The organism is Pseudomonas sp. PvP089, assembly GCF_017875165.1.
In the GTDB taxonomy this organism is placed as follows: Bacteria; Pseudomonadota; Gammaproteobacteria; order Pseudomonadales; family Pseudomonadaceae; genus Aquipseudomonas; species Aquipseudomonas fortuita.
This window is the reverse complement of sequence record NZ_JAGGME010000002.1, coordinates 101,829-123,347: the sequence shown is the minus strand read 5'-3', so window position 1 is coordinate 123,347 and position 21,519 is coordinate 101,829. Positions and strand designations below refer to the sequence as shown.

Genomic DNA, 21,519 nt, shown 5'->3' with positions numbered 1-21,519 from the left:
TTGAGCGGATATATTTTAATCACCACTTTGAAGGAGTGATTAAACATGAAAAGCCTCAAAGTTATTGCAGCCCTTGCCGCTATGGTTGTTTCCTCTGCCACTCTGGCAGAAGGCGGCGCTGATCGTGTTTATGGTCGGATGATTCAGGCCAATGAGCAGGCCATGCAAGAGTATGCTGCCGCTAACGGAAAGAATCCGCCTGAAGTTATTCATTACCGCTACGGCATGAAACTCGATATCGCCAGGGTCGTGGCCACTACCCCGACGGACTCTAGCTGCGGTGTGATGCCGGCCCAGATGACCTACGAGGACTCCAATGGCGATCTGAATATTCTTGAATACCGGGCAGCCGGGACAGGTTGCCGTAATCAAAACTAGATAAATGACATCGCGCTGACTGAAATGTAATTTCCAAGTCACCCTGACGTTATTTGGCATGTGGAAATATGACCAAGGCGTGCCTGGCTATGCCCGGCGCGCTTGGCACATATATGCGACCACACAATGACAACTGCCAATAACATCAGGAGCATTTATGAATAACAGAACCCTGTTAGGACTTTCTCTGCTCACTCTGAGCGTCAGTACCGGGCAAGCTGCGATGGCCGCCGGCGAGAAAGGCTAGGGATTTATCGAAGGCAGCAGCCTGACCATTCTCAATCGAAATCTCTACTTCAACCGCGATTTCCGTAAAGGCCAGTCCAGCAGCTCGGGTAATGGCTATTCGGAAGAGTGGGCGCATGGCGTGATAGGCAGATTCGAGTCTGGTTTCACCGAGGGCACCATAGGCTTTGGTGTCGATGCCTTTGCCATGCTAGGGCTCAAGCTTGACACCGGCGACGGCCGTTCTGGAGCAGGCGGCTCAGTCGACGTGATGCCTTACAACAGCCTCGGGCAGGCTGAGGACAACTACTCAAAACTGGGGGGCGCGGTGAAAACTCGGTTCATGGATACCGAGATCAAGGTAGGCGACGTCTTTCCTGTCAGCCCTGTCGTCCAATACGGTGATGCGCGGCTTTTACCGGAGAGTTTCCGAGGTATCACCGTGCTCAACAGCAGCGTGGAAGGACTGTCGCTTCAAGGCGGTCGCCTCCACTCGATGAGCCAACCCAATACCAGCAGCATGCGCGACGGCTTCGCTACCTTCTACGCAGGCGAAGTGGACTCGCCATGGATCGCCTATTTCGGTGGTGATTACACGCTTAATGACAACGTCGGCTTTAGTCTCTACACCAGCCGCCTCAAGGATGCCTGGAATCAATATTACGCGGGCACCACGCTGAGCTACCCGCTTGCGGACGATGTCGCCTTGATCGGCGGGCTGAACTACTACAAGGCGGTCGATGAAGGGAAGCAGCTCCTCGGGAGCTTCGATAACAACATCTGGAGCGGCAAGGTCGGCATCCAATTCGGCGCTCACACAGTACTGGTGGGTCTCCAGCGCAACAATGGCGATGATGACTTCGATTACTTGCGCCAATCGGACTCCATCTACCTCGACAACTCCATCCAGTACAGCGACTTCAACTCGCCGAAGGAGAAGTCATGGCAAGTGCGCTACGACCTGGATATGGAGTCTTTCGGTGTGCCTGGGTTGAGCTTCATGACTCGATATGCCCAGGGCTGGGATGCCGACTACAGCAAGGCCAACGAAGTCTATATGCGCCGTGATGACAACGGCGATCCGTTGACCAACCAGAAGCGCTGGGAGCGGGACATCGAGGCCAAGTACGTTGTGCAGACTGGATCACTGAAGGATATGTCTTTCCGTGTTCGCCAAATGACCACTCGCGCGACCGATTACGAGTCGGATCTGGATGAAGTCCGCCTGATTGTCGAGTACCCGCTGGAAGTTCTCTAACCCTGGCAAGCGGGCGGGTTGATTGCCCGCTCGCGCCTTGGTCCTGCTGTCCCCTCGTAGTGCTCCTTTGGTTTGGAGACAGCCCTTGGCGCCCTCGGGCGCCTTTTTTACTTAGGTTAAATGGCGTATGAAAAAGAGTCGGCCACTACACACAAGCGGCCGTGCTGGCAGGCAGTACTACTGAGCGGGATATTCTGCAACGACCTGATCAGACCCCGCCTTGGTCAAGCCAATGACCTGGTAGGCATGCTGTACGCCATCGACTTCCATACCGGGGGAGCCCGCCGGCATCCCGGGAACAGCGATGCCCACGAGATCATCGCGCTTGGTGAGCTCGATGACCTGAGCCGCCGGCACATGACCTTCGACGAACTTGCCGTCAATCACCGCGGTGTGACAAGACGCCAACCGCGGCGCAACGCCCAGACTTTGCTTCACTGCCGACATGTTGCTTTCGACATGGTCGACGACTTTGAAGCCATTCGCTTCGAGGTGTGAGATCCACTTCTTGCAACATCCGCAATTAGCATCACGATGGACATCAATCGTCAGGGCATCAGCGGCTTGAACTCCAGTTGTGACGGAGAGAGCGGCCAGCAAGGCCAGATATTTAGCTTTCATGCACGTGCTCTTTGCCATCGGCGTGGGTGTGGGTCTTGGGCGAGGCATTCGGAGTTTGCTCGGAATGATGGTCTCCGCCGCTTGGGGCGGCCTCATCCCCGGCATGGTGATCATCGCCACTCATGTCCGAATGGTGACCTGCCTCAGGTGCGGAGCCACCCTCGCTATCAGTAGCCGCGGCATCGTGATGGCCAGGCTCTCCGGCATCACCTGTTCCATGATGGTCTTCGCCACCGCCGCTATTGCCATGATGGCCAGGCTTGTTGTCGCCGTGCTGACCTTCATGATTGTGCATTTGCGTTTCCCCACCACCATGCTGATGGCCGCCACTGGATGCGACGAGTGCTTGGTATTGCTTGGCATCCATCGTCGGCAATTGGTCAATGAAGGCAACCATGCCCCAGATGTACTCATCGCCCATGCTCTTGCCCCACGCAGGCATACCCGTTGCCTTGATGCCATGCTTGATCACCCAGAACGCTGCTGACGGATTGCCATCGACACCGATCTTGGCGAGGTTGGGAGGCGCAGGGTAAAGCGATTGGCTTAGCTCGGTCTCCGCCACACCTGGCGCCAAATGACAGCCGATACACATGGAGTTGTAGTTGCCCGCACCGGCGCGAATAAGAGCTTGATCATCCAGGTTGGGAACCTCGATGTCCTGCGAACGGACTTCGATAGAGCGGTCGCGGGCCATCGTGAGAAACGCATGCACTGCAGGAAAATGGGGATCATCGGCCCCCACGTTGACCACGCCAAAGTAGGCGCCGGCCAGGACAGCTGTGCTACCGACCACGCCGGCCGCCACCAAAGTTTTAATTGTTCTTTTCATGTCAGGTTCTCAAAACCACATCCGGATACCGGCGACAAAACGCGCCTCGTCTACATCACCGCCCTCGTCGCGCACCATGTCTGCCGTGTTGCCATAGGAGCGGCTCCAGGAAACCCCGACATAGGGAGCAAACTGTCTGACAATCTCGTAACGCAGACGCAAGCCGAGCTCGGTATTTGCCAACCCAGACCCCACACCTCGCTCAGGATCGTTCTTGCCGTAGAAGTTCATTTCGGCAGTTGGCTGGAGAATCAGCCGGTTGGTCAGCAGAATGTCGTACTCGCCCTCCAGTCGGGCAGCAGTTTGGCCATTCTCGCCGACGAAGGCCGTGGCTTCGGCCTCAAAGGCGTAAAGCGCCATGCCCTGGATACCGAAGGCAGCCCAAGTCTGCGGCGACTCCGGTTTAAAGTCCTGGCGAACGCCCGCGACGACATCCCACCAAGGGCCGATCGAGCGGCCGTACAGCAGCTGTAATTCAGCGTCCTCGGTAACGCCGTTGGTACGCTCGCCTTCGGAGCGGAACCAGACCCGGTTGATATCACCGCCTACCCAACCCGACGCATCCCAGGCCAGGGTGCTGCCCTCATCTGCGTCTTGGTATTCGAGCTGATCGAGCAGGAAAAAGCTGTTGATGGCGCTGTCATGCACCTTGTGGCCAGGCAGTGGCGGGAAAGCCGCTTGGCGATCAGCATCCGTCAGAACGGGAATCGGCGTACGACTGGTAGTTCTCGGGGCTTCAGCGGAGCCATGGTTCATCTTCGAATGATCCATGCCCTCCATCTGTCCCTGCATGGTGCCGTGTCCCATCTTGCTGTGGTCCATGGCTGGGGCCTTCTCTTGGCTCTGGCTGTGGCCCATCTGGCTATGGTCCATGCTGCCCGATTCGCTCTGCATGGCACCATGATCCATCTTGCTGTGATCCATGCCCACCATCGGCGCTTTGGCGGAACCGTGGCCCATCTGGCTGTGGTCCATCGACATGGAGCCGTGCCCCATTGCCGAATGATCCATTTCTTCCGCAGCCTGGGTAACGCCGCCGCTGAGTGCACTCAGCGACACGGCCAGCGCTATGAGGGACGGGCGTGAAAACCTAGTGGTCATGGTTCGAACCTGCTTCGGCTTCGGTGCCGCCATGCTTATCCATCATCTTCTCGTGCCCCATATCGTCATGGTTCATACCCTCATGATCCATGGCGCCATGATCCATCTGATGGCCAGCGGCCTTGCCTTTCGATTGATCTGCAGGCTTGTCACTGGCGTCGGGCGCAGCCGACTCGGCAGCATGTTGTTCGTGCTCGCTGTGCCCCTCACCTGCCAATGACGTCGGCGCGTGCAGAACAGCCAAAAGACTGAACATCGCTGCGCTGCCAAACAGGGCATTACGCTTCATAAAAGTACTCATCAGAAATCTCCTTTACTCATCCACACGGACTTCACGGAACATGCCCATTTCCATGTGGAGCAACAGGTGGCAGTGATAGGCCCAACGCCCCAACGCATCGGCGGTCACCCGATAGCTGCGCTTGGAACCTGGCGGCATGTCGATGGTGTGTTTACGCACCAGGAAATTGCCGTTCGCATCCTCCAGATCACTCCACATGCCATGAAGATGGATCGGGTGAGTCATCATGGTGTCGTTGACCAGCGTGATGCGAACACGCTCGCCGTACTTGAGGCGCAGAGGCTCGGCGTCAGAGAACTTGATTCCATCGAAGGACCAGGAGAATTTCTCCATATGCCCGGTGAGGTGCAGCTCGATGGTGCGACTTGGCTCACGCCCGTCCGGATCAGGGAAGGTGCTGCGCAGGTCAGAGTAAGTCAGGACGCGCCGGCCGTTATCACGCAGGCCGATACCTGGGTCGTCCAGCTTGTGCGTCGGCGTCATGGTCTGCATGTCGACCAAAGGATTGTTGGTCTCTGAGGCCGGGTGTGCCTGCATGTTGCCAGCCATGCCAGCCATGCCAGCCATGCCAGCCATGCCAGCCATGTTTGAATGATCCATTCCGGCCATCTGGCTGTGATCCATACCAGCCATGCCACCCTGCATGCTGCCATGATCCATTCCCGCCATATTGCCCTGATCCATCCCGGCCATGCTCCCATGATCCATGCCGCCCATGCTGCCGTGGTCCATGCCCATGTCACCCATGGCAATCAGTGGGCGCGGGTCAGGGCTTGGTACCGGTGCACTCAACCCTTCCTGTACCGCAAGGGTGCCGCGCGCATAGCCAGTGCGATCCATGGATTGAGCAAAGACGGTGTAGGCTTGCTCGCTATCGGGCTCGACTATCACGTCGTAGGTCTCGGCTACGGCGACACGGAACTCATCGACGCTGACTGGTTTGACGTGCTGGCCATCGGCCGCGACTACCGTCATCTTCAGGCCGGGGATACGCACATCGAAGTACGTCATGGCCGAGGCATTGATAAAACGCAGACGAATCTTCTCGCCCGGTTTGAATATGCCGGTCCAGTTGCCATCAGGTGCCTGGCCGTTCATCAGGTAGGTGTAGGTGTAGCCACTGACGTCGGCGAGATCAGTCGGGCTCATCTTCATTTCGGCCCACATCTTACGGTCGGCTACGGCGGCGGACCAACCCATCTCGCTTACGTCATCGATGAAGTCACCAACGGTGCGTTTGTGCTGGTTGTAGTAGTCCGACTGTTTCTTGAGCTTGGCCAGTACCCGCGTTGGATTTTCATCCGTCCAGTCGCTCAGCAACACGACGTAATCACGGTCGTAACTGAAGGGCTCGGGCTCCTTGGCATCGATGACCAGCGCACCGTATACGCCGACCTGCTCCTGGAGCCCAGAATGGCTGTGATACCAGTAGGTGCCGTTCTGGTTGACCTTGAACTTGTACTCATACATGCCATCAGGGGCGATGCCATGGAAGCTCAGGCCAGGAACGCCATCCATGTTCGCCGGCAGGATGATGCCGTGCCAATGGATGGAGGTGTCCTCCTTGAGGCGGTTGCGCACGCGCAATGTGACGGTATCGCCTTCGCGCCAACGAAGAATCGGCCCAGGGAGCGAGCCGTTGATGGTCATGGCCGTGCGCGCTGCGCCGGTGATGTTCACCGGGGTTTCACCGATGAATAGGTCGAATTCGTTACCAGTCAGTACGTTGGGCTGGCCGGGGCTGTTCACCGCCCAGACCGGCGTGCGCCACAGGCCAAGTCCGCCGATAATACCGGTGGCTGCCAGGCCTTTGACGAAGGTGCGCCTTGTGGTTTTGCTTTGCATGCCGTTTTGTCCAATCCGTCAAATGAGCCGGTGATGGTGTGCCCGGTCTCGGGTTCATGGCTGCTTCAATGTCGGGTATTTACCCCTCAACTTTCCACGTCGGTGCATTGCACAAGCCTTACCGACGATGAGCAGTATGAAACTGCCATATCCCAACCATCCGGGTGATTACATTTCTGTAAGGTAGATGACTTCAGCAGTTGGTGTGCTCTGCTTGCTCGGTTGGACTGCTGGCTACAGGAGCCTCAACTTTCTGCTGCTGGGCCACCCGGTAGGCCTCCAGAGACGTCTGGCGTGCCTGCTCCATGCGCGCGAAGGTTCGGTCAGCACCACCTTCAGCCATTGCCAAGCTGGAGATGCTCAGAGCAGTAACTACAAGCAGAGCTTTGATCGATTTCATTTTGGGTATTCCTCGTAAGTTAAGTGGTCCCTGCAACTGCAGAGGCCGAGCTTTAGGCTCGATGTCACGTTAACTAAGGAATCTCCGAACAAGCCTTCAGTTATGCGAGAATCCCCGCAACACCTGATCCGAGCCGCCCATGAGCCAGATGAGCTTTTCCGACTTTGAGTACGCCGGCAAGCGCAAGCAAACCCGCCGAGAGCGCTTCCTCGCCGAAATGGATCAGGTGGTGCCCTGGGCAGGCCTGCTGGAGCTGATCGAACCGTTCTACCCCAAGGCCGGCGGCGGTAGCAAACCCTATCCTCTGGAAACCATGCTGCGCATCCATCTGTTGCAGAACTGGTTCTCCCTGAGCGACCCGGCCATGGAAGAAGCGCTCTACGAAATCACGCCCATGCGCCAGTTCGCACTCCTGACGCTGAGCGCGCCAATCCCCGAAGACACCACGATCATGAACTTCCGGCACTTGCTGGAGAAGCATCAGCTCGCACCGGCAATCCTTGCGGTCATCAATGGTTATCTGCAGGAAAAAGGCCTGTCGCTGCGCCAAGGCACCATCGTCGATGCCACCATTATTCATGCCCCCAGCTCGACCAAAAATAAAGAAGGCAAGCGTGATCCCGAGATGCACCAGACCAAGAAAGGCGGTCAGTATTTCTTCGGGATGAAGGCGCACATCGGTGCCGATGTCGAGTCCGGCCTGGTGCATCACGTCCATGGCACCGCTGCCAATGTGGCCGATGTCACGCAGGTGGCTGAACTGCTGCATGGCGAAGAAAACGCCGTGTATGCAGATGCCGGTTACACCGGTGTCGAAAGGCGCGAAGAGCATGAAAATCGGGGGGTGATCTGGCAGATTGCAGCGCGTCGCAGCACCTATTCCAAGCTGAACCAGCGCAGCGTACTGTACAAAGCCAAGCGCAAGATCGAGTTCTGCAAGGCTCAGACACGGGCCAAGGTCGAGCATCCGTTTCGCGTGATCAAGCGGCAGTTTGGTTACGTGAAAGTACGTTTTCGTGGGCTGATGAAAAACACGGCTCAGTTGACCACGCTGTTCGCCCTGGCAAACCTGTGGAGGGTTCGAAAACAGCTCATGGGTATGGGTGAGGTTCGCGTTTAACACGGAGAACCGGTCGAAAAAGCTCTCCGTACATGATTTTTCGGTCACTTTTCGTCCAATGACGCTGTAGGTGCCTGGAAAATTGCAACTTGCCGCGGCTGCACGACAAGTTGATCGGAGCATCCCTAAGAGGGCCTGTCAGCAACCTGAGCCGAACATTACAGTTCTGTCAGGTTGCTATTTCTTTCTTGTAGCCCATCCAGAAGGCTCGGTACTGTCTTTCATGCCCTCATAAAGCCTTGCGAATTTCTTGAGAGGGCATGCTCGGCAGCGATGCCTAAGCTACTCAGGGTCATTCGCACCCGCGGATAAGACCACCAACAATTAAGAGAGATTGTCACTATGTCGAATAAATCCAACGTCGCTACCGGTGCCGCTCTGGCTCTCGTGGCCGCCAGCCTGTTTGCTACCCTGCCTGTCCAGGCCGCCCAGGACACCAAAGCAGCTGAAGTGAAGTGCTTCGGCGTCAACGGTTGCAAGGGCCAGAACGACTGCATGACCGCCAAAAATGCCTGCAAAGGCCAGGGAGAATGTAAAGGCCAGGGTTTCAAGCTGATGACTCAGGCCAAGTGCGATGAGGCCGGTGGCAAGACCAGCGAATAATGCCGTTGCGGGGAGTGCCTGCCACTCCCCTGCTGGAGTCTTGAATGAGTAAGCGCAAAACACTGGGTTTCGGTCTTGGCCTTCGCAGTGAGTATTACCAGCAGATTCTTGAACAGCGACCTGCGGTCGACTGGTTTGAGATCATTTCCGAGAATTACCTGGTGGGCGGTGGCAAGGCCCTCTACTTTCTCGATGCGATTGGCGAGCAATACCCGTTGGTGATGCACGGAGTATCGCTGTCGATCGGCGGTTCGCATAACCTGGACATGGGCTACCTACGACAGCTCAAGCAACTGGCGGACCGGGTACAGCCCCAGTGGGTTTCCGACCACTTGTGCTGGAGTCGCGGCAACGCCCATCAACTCCACGACCTGCTGCCGCTGCCGTTTACCCAAGAAAGCCTGCTGCATGTCGCCGCGCGGGTGCGTCTAGTGCAGGATGTTCTGGAACGTCCCATTGTGCTGGAGAACGTTTCTTCTTACGTGCAGTGGAAGACGTCCAGCATGAGCGAATCGCAGTTTCTCTCGGAACTGAGTTTCCTGACCGGTTGCGAATTGCTCCTTGACGTGAACAACGTCTACGTCAGCGCACGAAATCAGGATTTCGACCCATGGCAGTTCATCTTGGAATTGCCGCACGAGCGGATTCGTCAAATTCACCTGGCCGGGCATAGCGATTACGGGCAATACCTCATCGACACCCACGACCAGCCCATCGCTGACCCGGTTTGGGCGCTCTACAGCAAGACTTTGAGCTACTTGGGTCCAACGTCGACGTTGATCGAGCGGGATGATCATTTTCCACCGTTCGAGGATCTGTTATCCGAGTTGGAGCATGCCCGAGCTATCGCCAATGGCGTGATATCGAGGGCAACCCTTTGAGCCTAAGCGCCTTACAGACTGCATTTGAAACTTACCTGACAGATGGTGCCCTGCCCTCCAACGAGCTTTTGGAGCAAGTCCGGGGTTGCACTGCGCTGAGTGCCCTCGAAGGCCTGCGGATCTACCATAACGCCTATCGCTCGCGCCTGCTGGCGGTGCTGCGCGAGGATTTCCCGGCGCTGCAGCAATGGCTGGGAGAACAGTCGTTCGAGCAACTCGCACTGGCCTATATCGCCGCCTGGCCACCGCGGCATTTCAGCATTCGCTGGCTGGGTGAAAAGCTGCCCGAGTTCATTCGCAGCTACATTGCGGAACCTCAACTTTCACCGATGCGCGAACTCGCGGAGCTGGAGTGGGCTTTTACACTGGCTTTCGATGCTCAGGATGTCGAAGCGCTTTCACTGCAGGCCATCAGTGAGTTTTCGGCTGAAGACTGGGTTTCATTCAGGGTTTCCCTGACTCCATCTGCCAGATGGCTGCGATTGCAGTACAACACCCTGGCGCTGTGGAAGGCTGCCAAGTCTGGGGATCTGCTTCCCGTTGCCACCCAACCAGCCGGGAATCGAGACTGTCTGGTCTGGCGTCATAACCTCGTATGCCATTACCGAAGCCTGGAGCCAGAAGAGGCGTCAGCATTGCGGTTTTTCGTCGAGGGTGGATCGTTCGCCGAACTCTGCGAGTCATTGAGCGCAACACATGGAGAGCAAGCCCCCCTGCAGGCCGCAACTTGGTTGAAATTGTGGGTCAACGAAGGTTTGCTAAAGCTCAGGGCAACTATTCACGAATGACCCGGAACCTATAGGCTAGCGGCTTCTCTTTGGCCACTCCCGAGCGCGTCTATGACACACCGCATCATTCATTTCAAACAGCAAGCCTTGCTGGACCCAGAGACTTACCAGGCGATGCTGGCCGACGGCGTCGGTCATTGGGAGGCGCTTGTAGGAAAAGTCGTCGGAATAGAAGACGAGAAAAGCCACGAGTTCGCCGCATTGAAAAGCCTGTTCAAGCGAAAGCGCTACTCCTATGACACGCTGGAAATGCGCGAGCCAGGCGATCACTCAAACTGGCTTCGCGGCCGAGATGGGGATGAAGGTATTACTAACGAGGTCACCAGTATTCACGGGCTGAAAGAGCTCTCAGAACTGGAGATTTAGTCGGTCGGCAGGCCAGCGTGCGGATTCCACGCCATTCGGACACTCAGCCCACGCTGATCCGGACACCTGTTCCACGCTCATTCGGACAGGCAGTCGGAGCGCAGCGACGCAGGGGTGGCATTGTTAGTCCGGGTTGGCTGGCGTCGTCAATTTCTGCGTCCGTTTGCGCATTGATTCACCCTTCAGATTGATCCGATAAGCGTTGTGCACCAGGCGGTCGAGGATGGCATCGGCCAGGGTCGGATCGCCGATCAGTTCGTGCCAGTTGTCCACCGGCATCTGGCTGGTGACGATGGTCGAGCGCTGGCCGTAACGGTCGTCCAGTAGCTCCAGCATGTCGCGCCGTTGCTCGCCGGTGAACGGGGCCAGGCCCCAGTCGTCGAGGATCAGCAGGTCGGTCTTGGCGTAGCTGCTCATCAGCTTGGCGAAGCGGCCGTCGCCATGGGCCAGACCCAGTTCTTCCAGCAAACGTGGCAGGCGCAGGTAGCGCACGCTGTAGCCCTCCCGGCAGGCCTGGTGGGCCAGGGCGCAGGCCAGCCAGGTTTTACCGACACCGGTGGGGCCGCCGATGATCAGGTTGAGGCCGTCGCGCAGCCACTGACCACTGCTCAGTTGCAGGATCAGCGCCTTATCCAGTCCGCGCGGGCTGCGGTAGTCGATGTCTTCGAGGCAGGCGTTGTGCTTGAGCCGGGCCTGGCGCAGGCGGCTGCTCAGGCGCTTGTCATCGCGTTCGGTCAGCTCGCGGTCGACCAGCAGGCCGAGGCGTTCTTCGAAGCTCAGGCTGTCGATGTCCGGGGTTTTCAGTTGTTCATTCAGCGCCTTGAGCATGCCGTGCAGGCGCAGGGTTTGCAGCTTGTCCAGGGTCGGATGGGGCAGCATGGTGGGATTCCTTGGGGTCAGTGGTAGTAGGCGGATCCGCGCAGGTTGGCGTGGTCGTCCGGTAGTAGCGGCAGGTTGGTTTGAGCTAGCGGCAGGTTTTCCAGCCCCTGGCGCAGGATCGATTCGAGGCTCTTGTAGCTGCACGTGCCGAGGCTGATGGCGCGACGGCAGGCCAACTCCAGACGCGCCTCACCGTGGGTTTTACCCAGGCGCAGGATGCCCAGGCAGGCCCGGTAGCCCTGCTGCGGATGGATGCGCCGTTCGAGGATGTGCCGGATCACGCCGGCGGTGTTCGGCCCGGTCTGCTCGGCCCAGCGGATCAGCCGTTGCGGCGTCCACTCGGCATGCTCGCGATGGCTCTTGGGCATGTGCTCGGCCTGCGTGCTGTGCCTGCCCTTGTGCATTGAGCGCAGGTGGCTGGCCACTCGCTGGTTGGCGTGGAAAAACTCGACGGTGCGCGCCGTCAGGCGCACCTCCAGCTGCTTCTTCACCAGTTGATACGGCACCGAGTAGTAATGCCCATCGACCTCGACGTGGTAGTCGATGTGCACCCGCGCCTTCTTCCACTCGGCGTAGACGTAGGGTTGCTCCGGCAGGGGGCGCAGCGCCGGACGATCCAGGCTGTCGAAGGCCGACTGCCGGGAGCCCGGCAGCTTCTTGAACGGGCGTTGGTTGAGCCGCTCCAGCAGCCCGGCGATGGCCGTGTTGAGTTCATCCAGGGAGAAGAACTGCCGATTCCTCAGTGCGGCGAGGATCCAACGCTCGACCACCTGCACGCCGACTTCGGCCTTGGCCTTGTCGCGCGGTTTGCGTGCCCGCGCCGGCACCACCGCCACGCCATAGTGCTCGGCCAGATCGCGGTAGCTCGGGTTGATGTCCGGCTCGTAGCGGTGACTCTTGCTCACCGCGCTGCGCAGGTTGTCCGGCACCACGATCTCCGGCACGCCGCCGAGGAAGGCGAAGCAGCGGGCATGGGAGCCTAGCCAGTCCGGCAGCTGCTGCGACCAGGTGGCTTCGGCGAAGGTGTAGCTGGACGCGCCGAGCACCGCGACGAACACCTGCGCCTGGCGGATCTCGCCGCTGTGGCGATCGATAACCGGCACCGTCTGGCCGGCATAGTCGACGAACAGCTTCTCGCCGACGCGGTGCTCCTGACGCATCACCACGTCCAACTTGCCCTGCCAGGCTCGGTAGTGCTCACAGAACCAGCTGTACTGAAAGCCCTGAGGCTGGCTCAGGCGGTACTCCTGCCAGAGCAGCGCCAGGGTCACCCCGGGGCGGCGCAGTTCGGCATGCACCCATGCCCAATCGGGTAAAGGCCGCTTCTCACTGGCAACCGCCGGGGCCGGCGGGAACAGTTGCTGCTCCAACTCGGCATCGGACAACGAACAGGGCCAGGTGAGGCCGCTGGCGGCAAAACGGCAGAGGTAATCACCGGCACTGCTGTGGCCAATGCCCAGGCTGCGGGCGATCTTGCGCACGGACAGGCCGCAGTCGAACTTGAGGCGTAACACCTCTCGGATTTTACGCATGGATAAACGCTCCACAACGACCTCTCTGCTTCGAAAAAGAGATCGATGGTAGTGAATAAATCCTGCGTGGCTGCCTGCCAGAAAAGTGTCCGGATGACCGTGGAGTCGGTGTCCGGATGCTCGTGGAATGAGTGTCCGGATCAGCGTGGAATCACTGTCCGGATGCGCGTGGAATGGGTGTCCGAGTCAGCGTGGAATCCGCACCAGCGCTCAAGCGCTGACCTGGGCCGCATAACCAAGCTCCTGGATCAGCTCGCGGATCGATTCGGCACTTTCTGTGCTCTCTACAGTGACCTTGCCGGCTGCCCGATCCACCTCTACGCGTGCGTCCTGATCCAGCGTCTGGATGGCCTTCGTGATTTTGCTGACACAACTGCCACAACCCATACCCGAAACATTCAGGCTGAACATCTCTCTCACCTCATTTCGTCCGCGGCTCAAGTTACCGCACAGACAGCATCGACCTTGACACGATGGCAAGGTCAAGTGCGCAAACGCAACAGTAAGGCTCAGCCGTTGTTCACAGGCATCAGGATGGGGTTCGATGAACACACCACTACGTGCCTTGCGCCCCTCGTAAGGGCGACATACAGATTCTGAGCGGTCATAAGTTCAGGATGCAGAACAACCGAGACATCCGCCTCGAGCCCCTTGAGAAGTAATGTGCTGCCTACCGAGCGTCTTGCGATGGGGCGGGCAAGGTGTCGATTGCGTTCTCGCGCTTGAATGGCTGCACTCAGAAAGTCGGCTGTACCTCCCGCCACAGCTTGCATAGCGGACCGGCAGCAGTGCAGAACTTCCGGTCGGTACACCCGTGCCCCCGGCTGTTCGGCGAGGGCGTTGAGCACAAGGAGTGCTCGCTGCGGTGTTGGCTCCCCGACGAATGCGACGGCCTCGGCCTCGGCTGGGGTCGGTGGCGTTCGGGCACGTCCTGTGCGCAGAGACTCCACACGCGTTCGCAGGTTTGCTGCACCTACCCCCGTCATCACGCTTGAAGCAAATTCCGCAAGTTGTGCCAGAGCATTGGCACCCTGCAGGTTAAAGTTCCTGGCGAAGTTGACGAGGTCCCTTAGGTCGACGGCTTCGACGGCCATGGCGCCGGGTGTCTGGCTCGTGAGCTGATGGCGACCTTGCACGTTGATGGAGTCCCCGATGATGAGGACGCTGCCCCGAGCGTTGGGTGACTCGGTTCTAGCGGCCACCAGCCGCTGCTGGACTTCGGTCCCGGCGTTGAGCTGCACCCAGCGCACTTCTGCCGGAGCCGTGCGCAGATCCACCGGCTGGCCAACTTGAAGTTGCTGCCGTATGGCGAGTAGCCACTGCCCAAGGTTCTCAGCTCCGGCCAGCCGCCAGCGCCAGGGTATCCTCAGCTCTCCTGCCGCGGGGAACAGGGGCTGCACCTCATTCGCCCAATGCACCAGTCGATTGCCACGAAAGTCGAAGATGGCTTGCATTGGGTCACCGAGCACGCAGGTCGGTAGCACCCGGGCCAAACCTGACACGATGGCGTGCTGGACGACGTTGCAGTCCTGGTATTCGTCGACAAGCAAGCGCGCGTAAGTGGCACGGAGAGGCTGAGCAAGGTGGCCTGCCTGCAGTAACAGCATGGCGGCGTGCCGAATTGCAGGGTAGTCGGTGTTGGGCTGGTGGAGCTGTAAGATCTGTGGGTTATGGCCGCTTCGCGCTGGGAACTTAGCGATGAGGCGCATCGAGAATCCATCAATGGTGGAGACTCGATATGCGGAGTTAGGAACGCCGGCTCGTCTCAGGCGTGCCCGTAAGGCCGCAACGCCTGCGTTCGTGTGCGTTAGTACGAGTATGGGTTTGCTCTGCCTATGCGCGATGAGCGTCTCGGCAATCAATTGCGTTTTTCCACAACCTGCGGGGGCTGTTATGGAGCCACGCTCGATAGCGAAAAGATCGATCTCAAGGGGCACTTGTAAACGTCCAGAGCTGATTCGTGACTGCCATGAAGCCCTGGTCGGCGTTCTGTAGAGACGGGCCGACGATGTCCCTTGCAACCTCCTGATAGGTTGTCAACGACTTGAACCACCCGCTGTTGCGGATACGAGATGCAGCTCCCAAAAGCTCTCGCGTCGCGGGCAAGTAGCCCTGAATAAGTCTTTCAGCTTTGATGTCATGTAGTGTCATACGTCCTTGGGACTTCGTCTGGATGTGCGCATTCATCAGCTCTGCACCCACTATTGTTTCGGCTTTCGCCAGAAGTGCATCGAGTGCTTGGTCACTGAGATGGCGGAAGATCTCGTCCTCCAGAGTGAGACCTGGTCGCCATGTCAGAATTTGTCCGCCTGCGGCCAAGAATGCTTCAGGTAGCCCTGCGGTCGAAGGTTTGTCGGCGTCTACAAAAACCATCACGCGATAGCCTAGGTTCTGAAGTGCCGTTCCGCGGATAAGACTGTTATCGGGACTTCCCCCGCCGGCGTCCACATAAGCGCCACCATGAGCCAGGAATGAGGTAGCGCCAAGGCTGCCCCACCATTGGTCAAGGCCACGCGCGAAGCCAACCTCGCTGGCACCCTCGCAAACGATAATGGATTTGGCGAGGAATGCCTCTGGGTCCTTCCGAAGGGTACTTTGTACTTCGTTGGCCTCCCCTGCCGCCATAACGCTGTGGCGTTGAGGCCCAGACCGAACAACGAATAACTGGCTGCCGGACAATTCGCGCAGCGCGACCGGTGAGTGAGTCGTCATGAAGACCTGCAGCGGAGCGGCAGCGTCCTTTGCGCCCAGGGAGTCCAGGAATCGCATGAGCCGATGAGGTTCAAGCCCATATTCCACCTCATCGACAAGAGCAATTGGCGCGGCGCTAGCTGCAGCTCTTTGCAACCCTGCCACTAGCAATCGCGACGAGCCCGTGCCAAGGGAGCGAAGGGGAATGCCTGTGTCGCTGTGCAGCGCGATCGCACCCTCGCCAATCGACACAGAATGTGCGTCAAGGAGTGCTTGTGGCATCGCTCCAACCGAAACCCCAAGATGCTGAGCCGTGCGTTGCACCACCTCAAGCGTCTGAGTTAGATGTCCGACGGCTTGATTGCCAAAGTTCGCTCTTGCTTGCCTCGCGGCGCGCGCAAGTTCGGCACCTAGCTCTGCACGCTCGTCAGTAAGTCGATTGAGCACTGAGCCACGACTCCACGACAAGTTCGAACTCGCAAAGCTGCCGATACGGGCGGGTGCTAGTGCCGCTCGTTCCTTCCAGGGAAGAGTGCGTTCGAGTTGCTGCTGCTCCGCACGCTCAGAAAAAAGTGTCCAGGTAGGTTCCAAATCGGCACCAACTTGCAGAAGCAAGGTGATAACGGTCTCCAGCCCCGCTCGCGGTTCGTCTTCGACTTCTCCCGTTCCTGGATTGAATCCACGCAAGAACTCGCCGTAAACATCGATATCCATCAGCGATACCTGCAAATCGCCAAGCGTCACACTGATGGTGATGGGTGTTTCGACGTTCAGAGCGAAGAAGTCCATGTCGCCGAACGTGCCGCCCCGGCGGGCACCGACGCAAAGGTCAATCGCATCTAGAATGCTGGACTTTCCACTATCGCCAGGACCTATGAGGCAGTTAATTCCTGGGGCCGGCACCCAGTCGAGCGCCTGGATAGATCGGAAGTTGCTGATAATCAGTCTGCGAATGCGGGCCACCGAGAGTCCTCATGGGTTAACGACGACCAGTCTCCTACCCGCAGCGGCAACAGTCCATCGAACGTCACCTCGTCACTATGTGTTGCGACAGATAGGTCGGACCGGAAACTACCGTACGGCATTTTCCGGTCAGATGCGCTTCTGAATAATCACCTGGTCGGTGGTATGGAAGCCTATCCGATGTCCGTTGATTTCAACCTCAGAGCATTGAAGACCACCGACGCCGAGCTGACACTCATCGCCAGCGCAGCAATCAAGGGCGACAGAAGATGCCCCGTCAGCGGGTACAGCAGCCCCGCTGCTAGCGGGATTCCCATCGCGTTGTAGAGGAACGCAAAGGCGAGGTTCTGCCTCATGTTTTTCACGGTTGCCACTGACAGGGTGCGCGCTCGCAGGATGCCCATCAGATCTCCCTTGACCAGCGTCACTTGGGCGCTGTTCATCGCCACATCGGTACCGGTGCCCATGGCGATACCTACGTCAGACCTGGCCAGGGCGGGCGCATCGTTGATGCCGTCACCCGCCATGGCGACACGACGGCCATAGCCCTGCAAATCGGCGACCAGTTTCTCCTTATCCTGCGGTTTGACCTCACCATGCACTTCCTCGATTCCGAGCTGCTTCGCCACGGCTCTTGCTGTGGTGAGGCCATCACCAGTGGCCATGATGACCTTTACGTCTTCGCTTTGAAGCTTGGAGACAGCCTGTTGAGAAGTAGGCTTGATCGGATCGGAAACGGCCAGGAGTCCCGCCAGGCGACCATCAACGGCCAAATAGATGATGCTGATGCCTTCCAGACGCAGTTGCTCGGCGCGATTGCGCAGCGGGGTAATATCGACGCCCGCCTCGTCCATCAGTGCGGTGTTGCCGAGCTGCAGCTGATGGCCATCGACCTGACCGCGCACGCCAATACCCGAGCCCGACTCGAAAGTGTCCGGCTTGACCAGTGCAATGCCTTGACCCCGCGCATGATCGACGATGGCATGAGCCAGCGGGTGCTCACTACCCTGGTCGAGACTGGCAGCCAGGCGCAGCACTTCATTGGAGTCGTAACCGCCTGTCCCTTCCGCACTATGGAATACGGGGCACCCCTCAGTCAGGGTTCCGGTCTTGTCGACGATGAGCGTGTCGATCTTGCATAGATTTTCGATGGCGCTGGCATCGCGGAACAACACACCGCTGCTAGCGGCCTTGCCAGTCGCAACCATGACGGACATCGGGGTTGCCAGACCCAGGGCGCAGGGACACGCAATGATCAGCACCGCCACCGCATTGATCAGGCCAAATACCCAGCCAGATTCCGGCCCGAACAGCCCCCAGCCGAAGAAGGTCAGAATCGCGATCAGGATCACCCCGACCACGAAATACCCCGCAACGGCATCGGCCATACGCTGCATGGGTGCCTTAGAGCGCTGGGCCTTGGCCACCATCAGCACGATCTGCGACAGCATGGTTTCGGCACCGACTTTCTGCGCCTCCATAACTAGGCTGCCGTGGGTGTTTAGGGTGGCACCGATAAGGGCATCCCCTGCCCGTTTGGTCACGGGTAACGGTTCTCCAGTAAGCATCGATTCGTCGACTGCGCTCTCACCCTCCAGCACAGTGCCATCTACAGGAACCTTCTCGCCTGGCCGGACACGCAGATGATCGCCCTGATGGACATGGGTTAGAGGAATGTCCTCTTCTACTCCATCGGGCATGATGCGCCGCGCTGTCTTTGGTGCCAGTCCCAGCAGCGATTTGATAGCTGCGGACGTCTGCGAGCGGGCCTTTAGTTCGAGCATTTGGCCCAACAGCGTGAGTGAGATAATCACCGCGGCTGCTTCAAAATAGACGCCGATACGTCCGTCCTGGACAAAGGCCGCCGGAAACGACTGCGGAACCAAGGTAGCGGCCACGCTGTAGAGGTAGGCAGCTGCAGTTCCCAATCCGATCAGCGTCCACATGTTGGGGCTGCGGTGCCGGATGGAGTCAATGCCGCGGGCGAAGAACACCCAGCCACCCCATAGCGTCACGGGCGTCGCCAGAGCCAGCTCGACCCAGTTCTGGGTCGTGCCATGAAACAGTTGCAAGGAATGGCCAGCCATCGCCAGCACGGTCACGATGACGGTCAGCGGTAGGGTCCACCAGAATCGCCGAGAGAAGTCCTTCAGCTCCGGGTTTTCCTCCTCTTCCAGCTCCGGGATGACAGGCTCCAGCGTCATGCCACAGATCGGGCAGTTGCCAGGGGTCGGTTGGCGAATCTCTGGATGCATCGGACAGGTATATGCGGCTCCTTCTGGTGCCGATATCGTAGGGTGACTCGTATGCTGATGTGCTTCATGAGACGAGTGGCCCATGTACGAGTGGGGATCAATTTGAAACTTCTGCAGGCATTTGGCACTGCAGAAGCGATAGGTCTTCCCTTCAACGCTCTCGCGGTATGGGCTATCAGATTTCACCTCCATGCCACACACCGGGTCGCGCTGGCTCTCGGAGTGGGCGTGCGAGTTATGTGAATGATCCTGGTCATGATGGCAGGAGGTCTTTTGCATGCGATCTATGTCCTTTCTTCGTCCTTGGAAACAGCGGTGCTGCTGGAGTGGGAGTGCCCGCCGTGATTGTGGCCAAACAGATGCATCAGCGGGCATAGCAGCAGGATGAGGTACGGCAGGGCCTGCGAAAGATGACCGTAATGCTCACGCGCTACATAGAAGATGCCGATTACGGCCAGCATGATCAGCGCAATGCCAATCTTGCTCTTCCAAAAAGGCGGCTCAGTGGTACTGGTGTGATGGGTATGGTCCACGACAATAGCCTCGTTTCAATGGCGGCCGGATCAGTATAGGTGTCTCAGACTGGACGGAGTTGGCGAGTATCAATAAACGTCAGCGTACGGTCACCTTACCGACCATTCCCGACTGATAATGTCCTGGAATATTGCAGGCGAACTCCAGTTCGGTGGCGGCGGAGAAGGTCCAGATCAACTCTTCGCTTGCTCCAGGTCCGACAAGAACACTGTTGGGGTCATCGTGTTCCATACCGACCATCTTCATGCCGCCCATGGCATGGCCCATATTGCTCATGTCATGCACACCTGTAGGGGACAGCGTGCCGTTCTGAAACATCGCGGCCATCTCTTTCTGGTGCGCGGCATGGGATGCCGCTTTGCCAAGATTGAATTCGTGTAGCAGTGCACCGTCATTTTTCAGGACGAAGCGAACTGTCTCGCCTGCTTTGATCTCCATTGCTTTGGGTTCGAAGAAGATGTCCCCCATCCGGACTTCGATGGTGCGATCTACTGCCTGACCGTCTCCCGGTTGCCCAATACTGTCTTTCTTGTGGCCCGGGCTGGCCAGCGCATTGGCAGCACTGAGCAGCAAGCCAAGGGTGGTGATTATGAAAGCGGGTCTGAGTTTCATGGTGTGCCTCTGAGGTGTTGAGGAGGGATGAGTCCCGATGCTAATGAGGTGCAGCTGGCGGTACGCTGACGTGAAAACTACATCGCAGTAAGGTTCGTCAAATCGGTGCTACCCAGCTCGCGGCCAACGGGTAGCACCGGTGCCGGACTAACGCAGAGCAAACTCACCGACCATCCCCGCCTGGTAATGCCCAGGCAATGTACAGGCGAAGCTCAAACTGCCCGCCTTAGGGAAGGTCCACACGAACTCTTTGGTTGTGCCGGGCTCGACGAGAACCGCGTTCGGGTCGTCATGCTTGGCTTTGATGACTTTCGGATAGCCTGGAGGGTTGGAGTCTCCCGTGCCATAACGCTCATGCCAGACAATGCGCTCGGCCATGCCGGTCGGGGTCAGTGTGCCGTCCTTGAACAAGGACGCCATCTTGCGCTGGTGCTCCAGCTGGGACGCTGCCTGCCCGATGTTGAACTCGTGCATCAACGCGCCCTCGTTCTTCAGAACGAAGCGCACGGTTTCACCTGGCTTCACATCGATCGTTTTCTGGCTGTAGTTGATGTCGTCCATCTTTACCAAGATGGTACGAGTCGCTGGCGTCGCCTGGGCCTGCTGCCCAATGCCATTGCTACTGCCGCCGGCCTCGGCAAATGCCGGAAAAGTGGTGCTGATGAACAGAGTGCTGATCAGCAGCTTAAGGGGTATGCGTTTCATGGTGAGACCTCGCGATGGATGCTGGAAATCTCATGCTATTCCCCGCTTGCTGCCAGGCCGCTGACCCCAAAACTACAATTGCGTCAGCTGGGAAAAAGCACGGCGCCATAAAGGCGCCGCTAGGCCAAAGGAGCAATCACGAAAGGCCTGGAAGATGGGGGAAATCTTTACTGATGGCATTCCTTGTCGGCCATCATCAGCTTGTGCTCTCGAATCATTTGACCCAGCACGTCGTCTACCAGCTTGTCATGCTTTTCCATCCAGGCTAGATGCTCTTCGGCTGACATGTCTGGCGCGGGATGTTCGTTGTGCAGCTGGCTCATGATCTCTTCGAGCATGTTCATATGCTCCTTCATGTGCACATGCCGCTCGCCGACCGGGGCCTTCTCCGCCTGGATCAGCACGGCTTCTGCTTTGTCGCGCATCTGCTGGATGCGCTCGAATACACGGTCGCTGCCCCCTTCGGCCCAAGCCATAGAAGACAGCAGTAGCGAACCAACCAGAAGCAAAGGTTTCAGCGATTTCATAGGGCAGTCTCCATCAGTGCAAACTATGGCCGGCACCTCTGCTTTTGGTCTGTCGAGGGCCGAGAGCACAACCTAATGCTCATGCTAGCACCCTAGACAAGC

22 protein-coding genes and 1 pseudogene are annotated in these 21,519 nt (G+C 58.3%); 7 read left to right on the top strand and 16 right to left on the bottom strand.

Annotation, left to right across the window (positions count from 1 at the left end):
* The first annotated feature begins 45 nt into the window (after positions 1-45).
* A complete protein-coding gene (locus J3A71_RS30415) occupies positions 46-378 on the top strand; it encodes a DUF2790 domain-containing protein (protein WP_004574339.1) in 333 nt (110 codons plus the stop codon).
* A gap of 157 nt (positions 379-535) precedes the next feature.
* Positions 536-1,861 (top strand): annotated as a pseudogene (locus J3A71_RS30410) (OprD family porin).
* Between the two features lie 177 nt (positions 1,862-2,038).
* Here the strand turns inward: J3A71_RS30410 and J3A71_RS30405 are convergent.
* The 6 genes from J3A71_RS30405 to J3A71_RS30380 all read right to left on the bottom strand — a co-directional run bounded on the left by J3A71_RS30405 (position 2,039) and on the right by J3A71_RS30380 (position 6,961).
* Positions 2,039-2,482, bottom strand: a complete 444-nt coding sequence (locus J3A71_RS30405) for a DUF411 domain-containing protein (RefSeq protein WP_004574337.1) — start codon at positions 2,480-2,482, stop codon at positions 2,039-2,041.
* Positions 2,472-3,314 (bottom strand): cytochrome c, encoded by an 843-nt coding sequence (locus tag J3A71_RS30400; RefSeq protein WP_023662988.1) that lies wholly within the window; start codon positions 3,312-3,314, stop codon positions 2,472-2,474. The genes J3A71_RS30405 and J3A71_RS30400 overlap by 11 nt, the downstream gene beginning before the upstream one ends.
* Before the next feature lie 9 nt (positions 3,315-3,323).
* On the bottom strand, positions 3,324-4,415 hold the full coding sequence (locus J3A71_RS30395) for a copper resistance protein B (protein WP_023662987.1): 1,092 nt from the start codon (positions 4,413-4,415) through the stop codon (positions 3,324-3,326).
* A complete protein-coding gene (locus J3A71_RS30390) occupies positions 4,405-4,716 on the bottom strand; it encodes a hypothetical protein (RefSeq protein ID WP_003246749.1) in 312 nt (103 codons plus the stop codon). Before J3A71_RS30390 ends, J3A71_RS30395 begins: the two co-directional genes overlap by 11 nt.
* Before the next feature lie 12 nt (positions 4,717-4,728).
* Positions 4,729-6,561, bottom strand: coding sequence for a copper resistance system multicopper oxidase (locus tag J3A71_RS30385; protein ID WP_004574334.1), 1,833 nt, complete (start codon positions 6,559-6,561; stop codon positions 4,729-4,731).
* A 193-nt stretch (positions 6,562-6,754) separates the two neighbouring features.
* The gene (locus tag J3A71_RS30380) at positions 6,755-6,961 is read right to left on the bottom strand and encodes a co-regulatory protein PtrA N-terminal domain-containing protein (protein ID WP_003139535.1); all 207 of its coding nucleotides are present in this window, start codon (positions 6,959-6,961) and stop codon (positions 6,755-6,757) included.
* Between the two features lie 139 nt (positions 6,962-7,100).
* On the opposite strand from J3A71_RS30380, the gene J3A71_RS30375 reads away from it, so the two are divergent.
* The 5 genes from J3A71_RS30375 to J3A71_RS30355 all read left to right on the top strand — a co-directional run bounded on the left by J3A71_RS30375 (position 7,101) and on the right by J3A71_RS30355 (position 10,719).
* Positions 7,101-8,081 (top strand): IS5-like element ISPa41 family transposase, encoded by a 981-nt coding sequence (locus J3A71_RS30375; RefSeq protein WP_023662985.1) that lies wholly within the window; start codon positions 7,101-7,103, stop codon positions 8,079-8,081.
* 342 nt (positions 8,082-8,423) lie between these two features.
* Positions 8,424-8,684: a membrane protein gene (locus J3A71_RS30370; protein WP_004577564.1), complete on the top strand. Its 261-nt coding sequence runs from the start codon at positions 8,424-8,426 to the stop codon at positions 8,682-8,684.
* Between the two features lie 44 nt (positions 8,685-8,728).
* Positions 8,729-9,565: a DUF692 domain-containing protein gene (locus tag J3A71_RS30365; RefSeq protein ID WP_003139536.1), complete on the top strand. Its 837-nt coding sequence runs from the start codon at positions 8,729-8,731 to the stop codon at positions 9,563-9,565.
* A complete protein-coding gene (locus J3A71_RS30360) occupies positions 9,562-10,353 on the top strand; it encodes a DNA-binding domain-containing protein (protein WP_004577565.1) in 792 nt (263 codons plus the stop codon). Before J3A71_RS30365 ends, J3A71_RS30360 begins: the two co-directional genes overlap by 4 nt.
* Before the next feature lie 51 nt (positions 10,354-10,404).
* A complete protein-coding gene (locus J3A71_RS30355; protein WP_003139538.1) occupies positions 10,405-10,719 on the top strand; it encodes a hypothetical protein in 315 nt (104 codons plus the stop codon).
* 123 nt (positions 10,720-10,842) lie between these two features.
* Here J3A71_RS30355 and istB read toward each other — a convergent pair whose 3' ends face one another.
* The 10 genes from istB to J3A71_RS30305 all read right to left on the bottom strand — a co-directional run bounded on the left by istB (position 10,843) and on the right by J3A71_RS30305 (position 21,417).
* Entirely contained in the window at positions 10,843-11,598 is a 756-nt protein-coding gene (gene istB / locus J3A71_RS30350) for an IS21-like element ISPpu7 family helper ATPase IstB (RefSeq protein WP_019437637.1), read from the bottom strand.
* Between the two features lie 17 nt (positions 11,599-11,615).
* Positions 11,616-13,130: an IS21-like element ISPpu7 family transposase gene (gene istA, locus J3A71_RS30345; RefSeq protein ID WP_019437638.1), complete on the bottom strand. Its 1,515-nt coding sequence runs from the start codon at positions 13,128-13,130 to the stop codon at positions 11,616-11,618.
* A gap of 210 nt (positions 13,131-13,340) precedes the next feature.
* Entirely contained in the window at positions 13,341-13,541 is a 201-nt protein-coding gene (locus J3A71_RS30340) for a heavy-metal-associated domain-containing protein (RefSeq protein ID WP_003139539.1), read from the bottom strand.
* Positions 13,542-13,639: 98 nt separating this feature from the next.
* Entirely contained in the window at positions 13,640-15,067 is a 1,428-nt protein-coding gene (locus tag J3A71_RS30335) for a UvrD-helicase domain-containing protein (RefSeq protein ID WP_004577566.1), read from the bottom strand.
* The gene (locus J3A71_RS30330; RefSeq protein ID WP_004577567.1) at positions 15,057-16,784 is read right to left on the bottom strand and encodes an ATP-binding protein; all 1,728 of its coding nucleotides are present in this window, start codon (positions 16,782-16,784) and stop codon (positions 15,057-15,059) included. The genes J3A71_RS30335 and J3A71_RS30330 overlap by 11 nt, the downstream gene beginning before the upstream one ends.
* Positions 16,785-16,957: 173 nt before the next feature.
* Positions 16,958-19,318, bottom strand: coding sequence for a heavy metal translocating P-type ATPase (locus J3A71_RS30325; RefSeq protein WP_023662984.1), 2,361 nt, complete (start codon positions 19,316-19,318; stop codon positions 16,958-16,960).
* A gap of 5 nt (positions 19,319-19,323) precedes the next feature.
* Complete coding sequence (locus tag J3A71_RS30320) at positions 19,324-19,572, bottom strand: DUF2933 domain-containing protein (protein WP_003246761.1); 249 nt, start codon at positions 19,570-19,572, stop codon at positions 19,324-19,326.
* A 79-nt stretch (positions 19,573-19,651) separates the two neighbouring features.
* The gene (locus J3A71_RS30315) at positions 19,652-20,185 is read right to left on the bottom strand and encodes a cupredoxin family protein (RefSeq protein ID WP_004577569.1); all 534 of its coding nucleotides are present in this window, start codon (positions 20,183-20,185) and stop codon (positions 19,652-19,654) included.
* 147 nt (positions 20,186-20,332) lie between these two features.
* Positions 20,333-20,890, bottom strand: coding sequence for a plastocyanin/azurin family copper-binding protein (locus J3A71_RS30310; RefSeq protein WP_004577570.1), 558 nt, complete (start codon positions 20,888-20,890; stop codon positions 20,333-20,335).
* A 167-nt stretch (positions 20,891-21,057) separates the two neighbouring features.
* A complete protein-coding gene (locus tag J3A71_RS30305) occupies positions 21,058-21,417 on the bottom strand; it encodes a co-regulatory protein PtrA N-terminal domain-containing protein (protein ID WP_016487037.1) in 360 nt (119 codons plus the stop codon).
* Between the last annotated feature and the right edge of the window lie 102 nt (positions 21,418-21,519).

Excerpts from the sequence above, each read along its gene's own strand:
- J3A71_RS30415 (WP_004574339.1), top strand. The coding sequence starts at position 46 with ATGAAAAGCCTCAAAGTTATTGCAGCCCTTGCCGCTATGGTTGTTTCC.
- J3A71_RS30405 (WP_004574337.1), bottom strand. The coding sequence starts at position 2,482 with ATGAAAGCTAAATATCTGGCCTTGCTGGCCGCTCTCTCCGTCACAACT.
- J3A71_RS30400 (WP_023662988.1), bottom strand. The coding sequence starts at position 3,314 with ATGAAAAGAACAATTAAAACTTTGGTGGCGGCCGGCGTGGTCGGTAGC.
- J3A71_RS30395 (WP_023662987.1), bottom strand. The coding sequence starts at position 4,415 with ATGACCACTAGGTTTTCACGCCCGTCCCTCATAGCGCTGGCCGTGTCG.
- J3A71_RS30390 (WP_003246749.1), bottom strand. The coding sequence starts at position 4,716 with ATGAGTACTTTTATGAAGCGTAATGCCCTGTTTGGCAGCGCAGCGATG.
- J3A71_RS30385 (WP_004574334.1), bottom strand. The coding sequence starts at position 6,561 with ATGCAAAGCAAAACCACAAGGCGCACCTTCGTCAAAGGCCTGGCAGCC.
- J3A71_RS30380 (WP_003139535.1), bottom strand. The coding sequence starts at position 6,961 with ATGAAATCGATCAAAGCTCTGCTTGTAGTTACTGCTCTGAGCATCTCC.
- J3A71_RS30375 (WP_023662985.1), top strand. The coding sequence starts at position 7,101 with ATGAGCCAGATGAGCTTTTCCGACTTTGAGTACGCCGGCAAGCGCAAG.
- J3A71_RS30370 (WP_004577564.1), top strand. The coding sequence starts at position 8,424 with ATGTCGAATAAATCCAACGTCGCTACCGGTGCCGCTCTGGCTCTCGTG.
- J3A71_RS30365 (WP_003139536.1), top strand. The coding sequence starts at position 8,729 with ATGAGTAAGCGCAAAACACTGGGTTTCGGTCTTGGCCTTCGCAGTGAG.
- J3A71_RS30355 (WP_003139538.1), top strand. The coding sequence starts at position 10,405 with ATGACACACCGCATCATTCATTTCAAACAGCAAGCCTTGCTGGACCCA.
- istB (WP_019437637.1), bottom strand. The coding sequence starts at position 11,598 with ATGCTGCCCCATCCGACCCTGGACAAGCTGCAAACCCTGCGCCTGCAC.
- istA (WP_019437638.1), bottom strand. The coding sequence starts at position 13,130 with ATGCGTAAAATCCGAGAGGTGTTACGCCTCAAGTTCGACTGCGGCCTG.
- J3A71_RS30340 (WP_003139539.1), bottom strand. The coding sequence starts at position 13,541 with ATGTTCAGCCTGAATGTTTCGGGTATGGGTTGTGGCAGTTGTGTCAGC.
- J3A71_RS30325 (WP_023662984.1), bottom strand. The coding sequence starts at position 19,318 with ATGCAAAAGACCTCCTGCCATCATGACCAGGATCATTCACATAACTCG.
- J3A71_RS30315 (WP_004577569.1), bottom strand. The coding sequence starts at position 20,185 with ATGAAACTCAGACCCGCTTTCATAATCACCACCCTTGGCTTGCTGCTC.
- J3A71_RS30310 (WP_004577570.1), bottom strand. The coding sequence starts at position 20,890 with ATGAAACGCATACCCCTTAAGCTGCTGATCAGCACTCTGTTCATCAGC.
- J3A71_RS30305 (WP_016487037.1), bottom strand. The coding sequence starts at position 21,417 with ATGAAATCGCTGAAACCTTTGCTTCTGGTTGGTTCGCTACTGCTGTCT.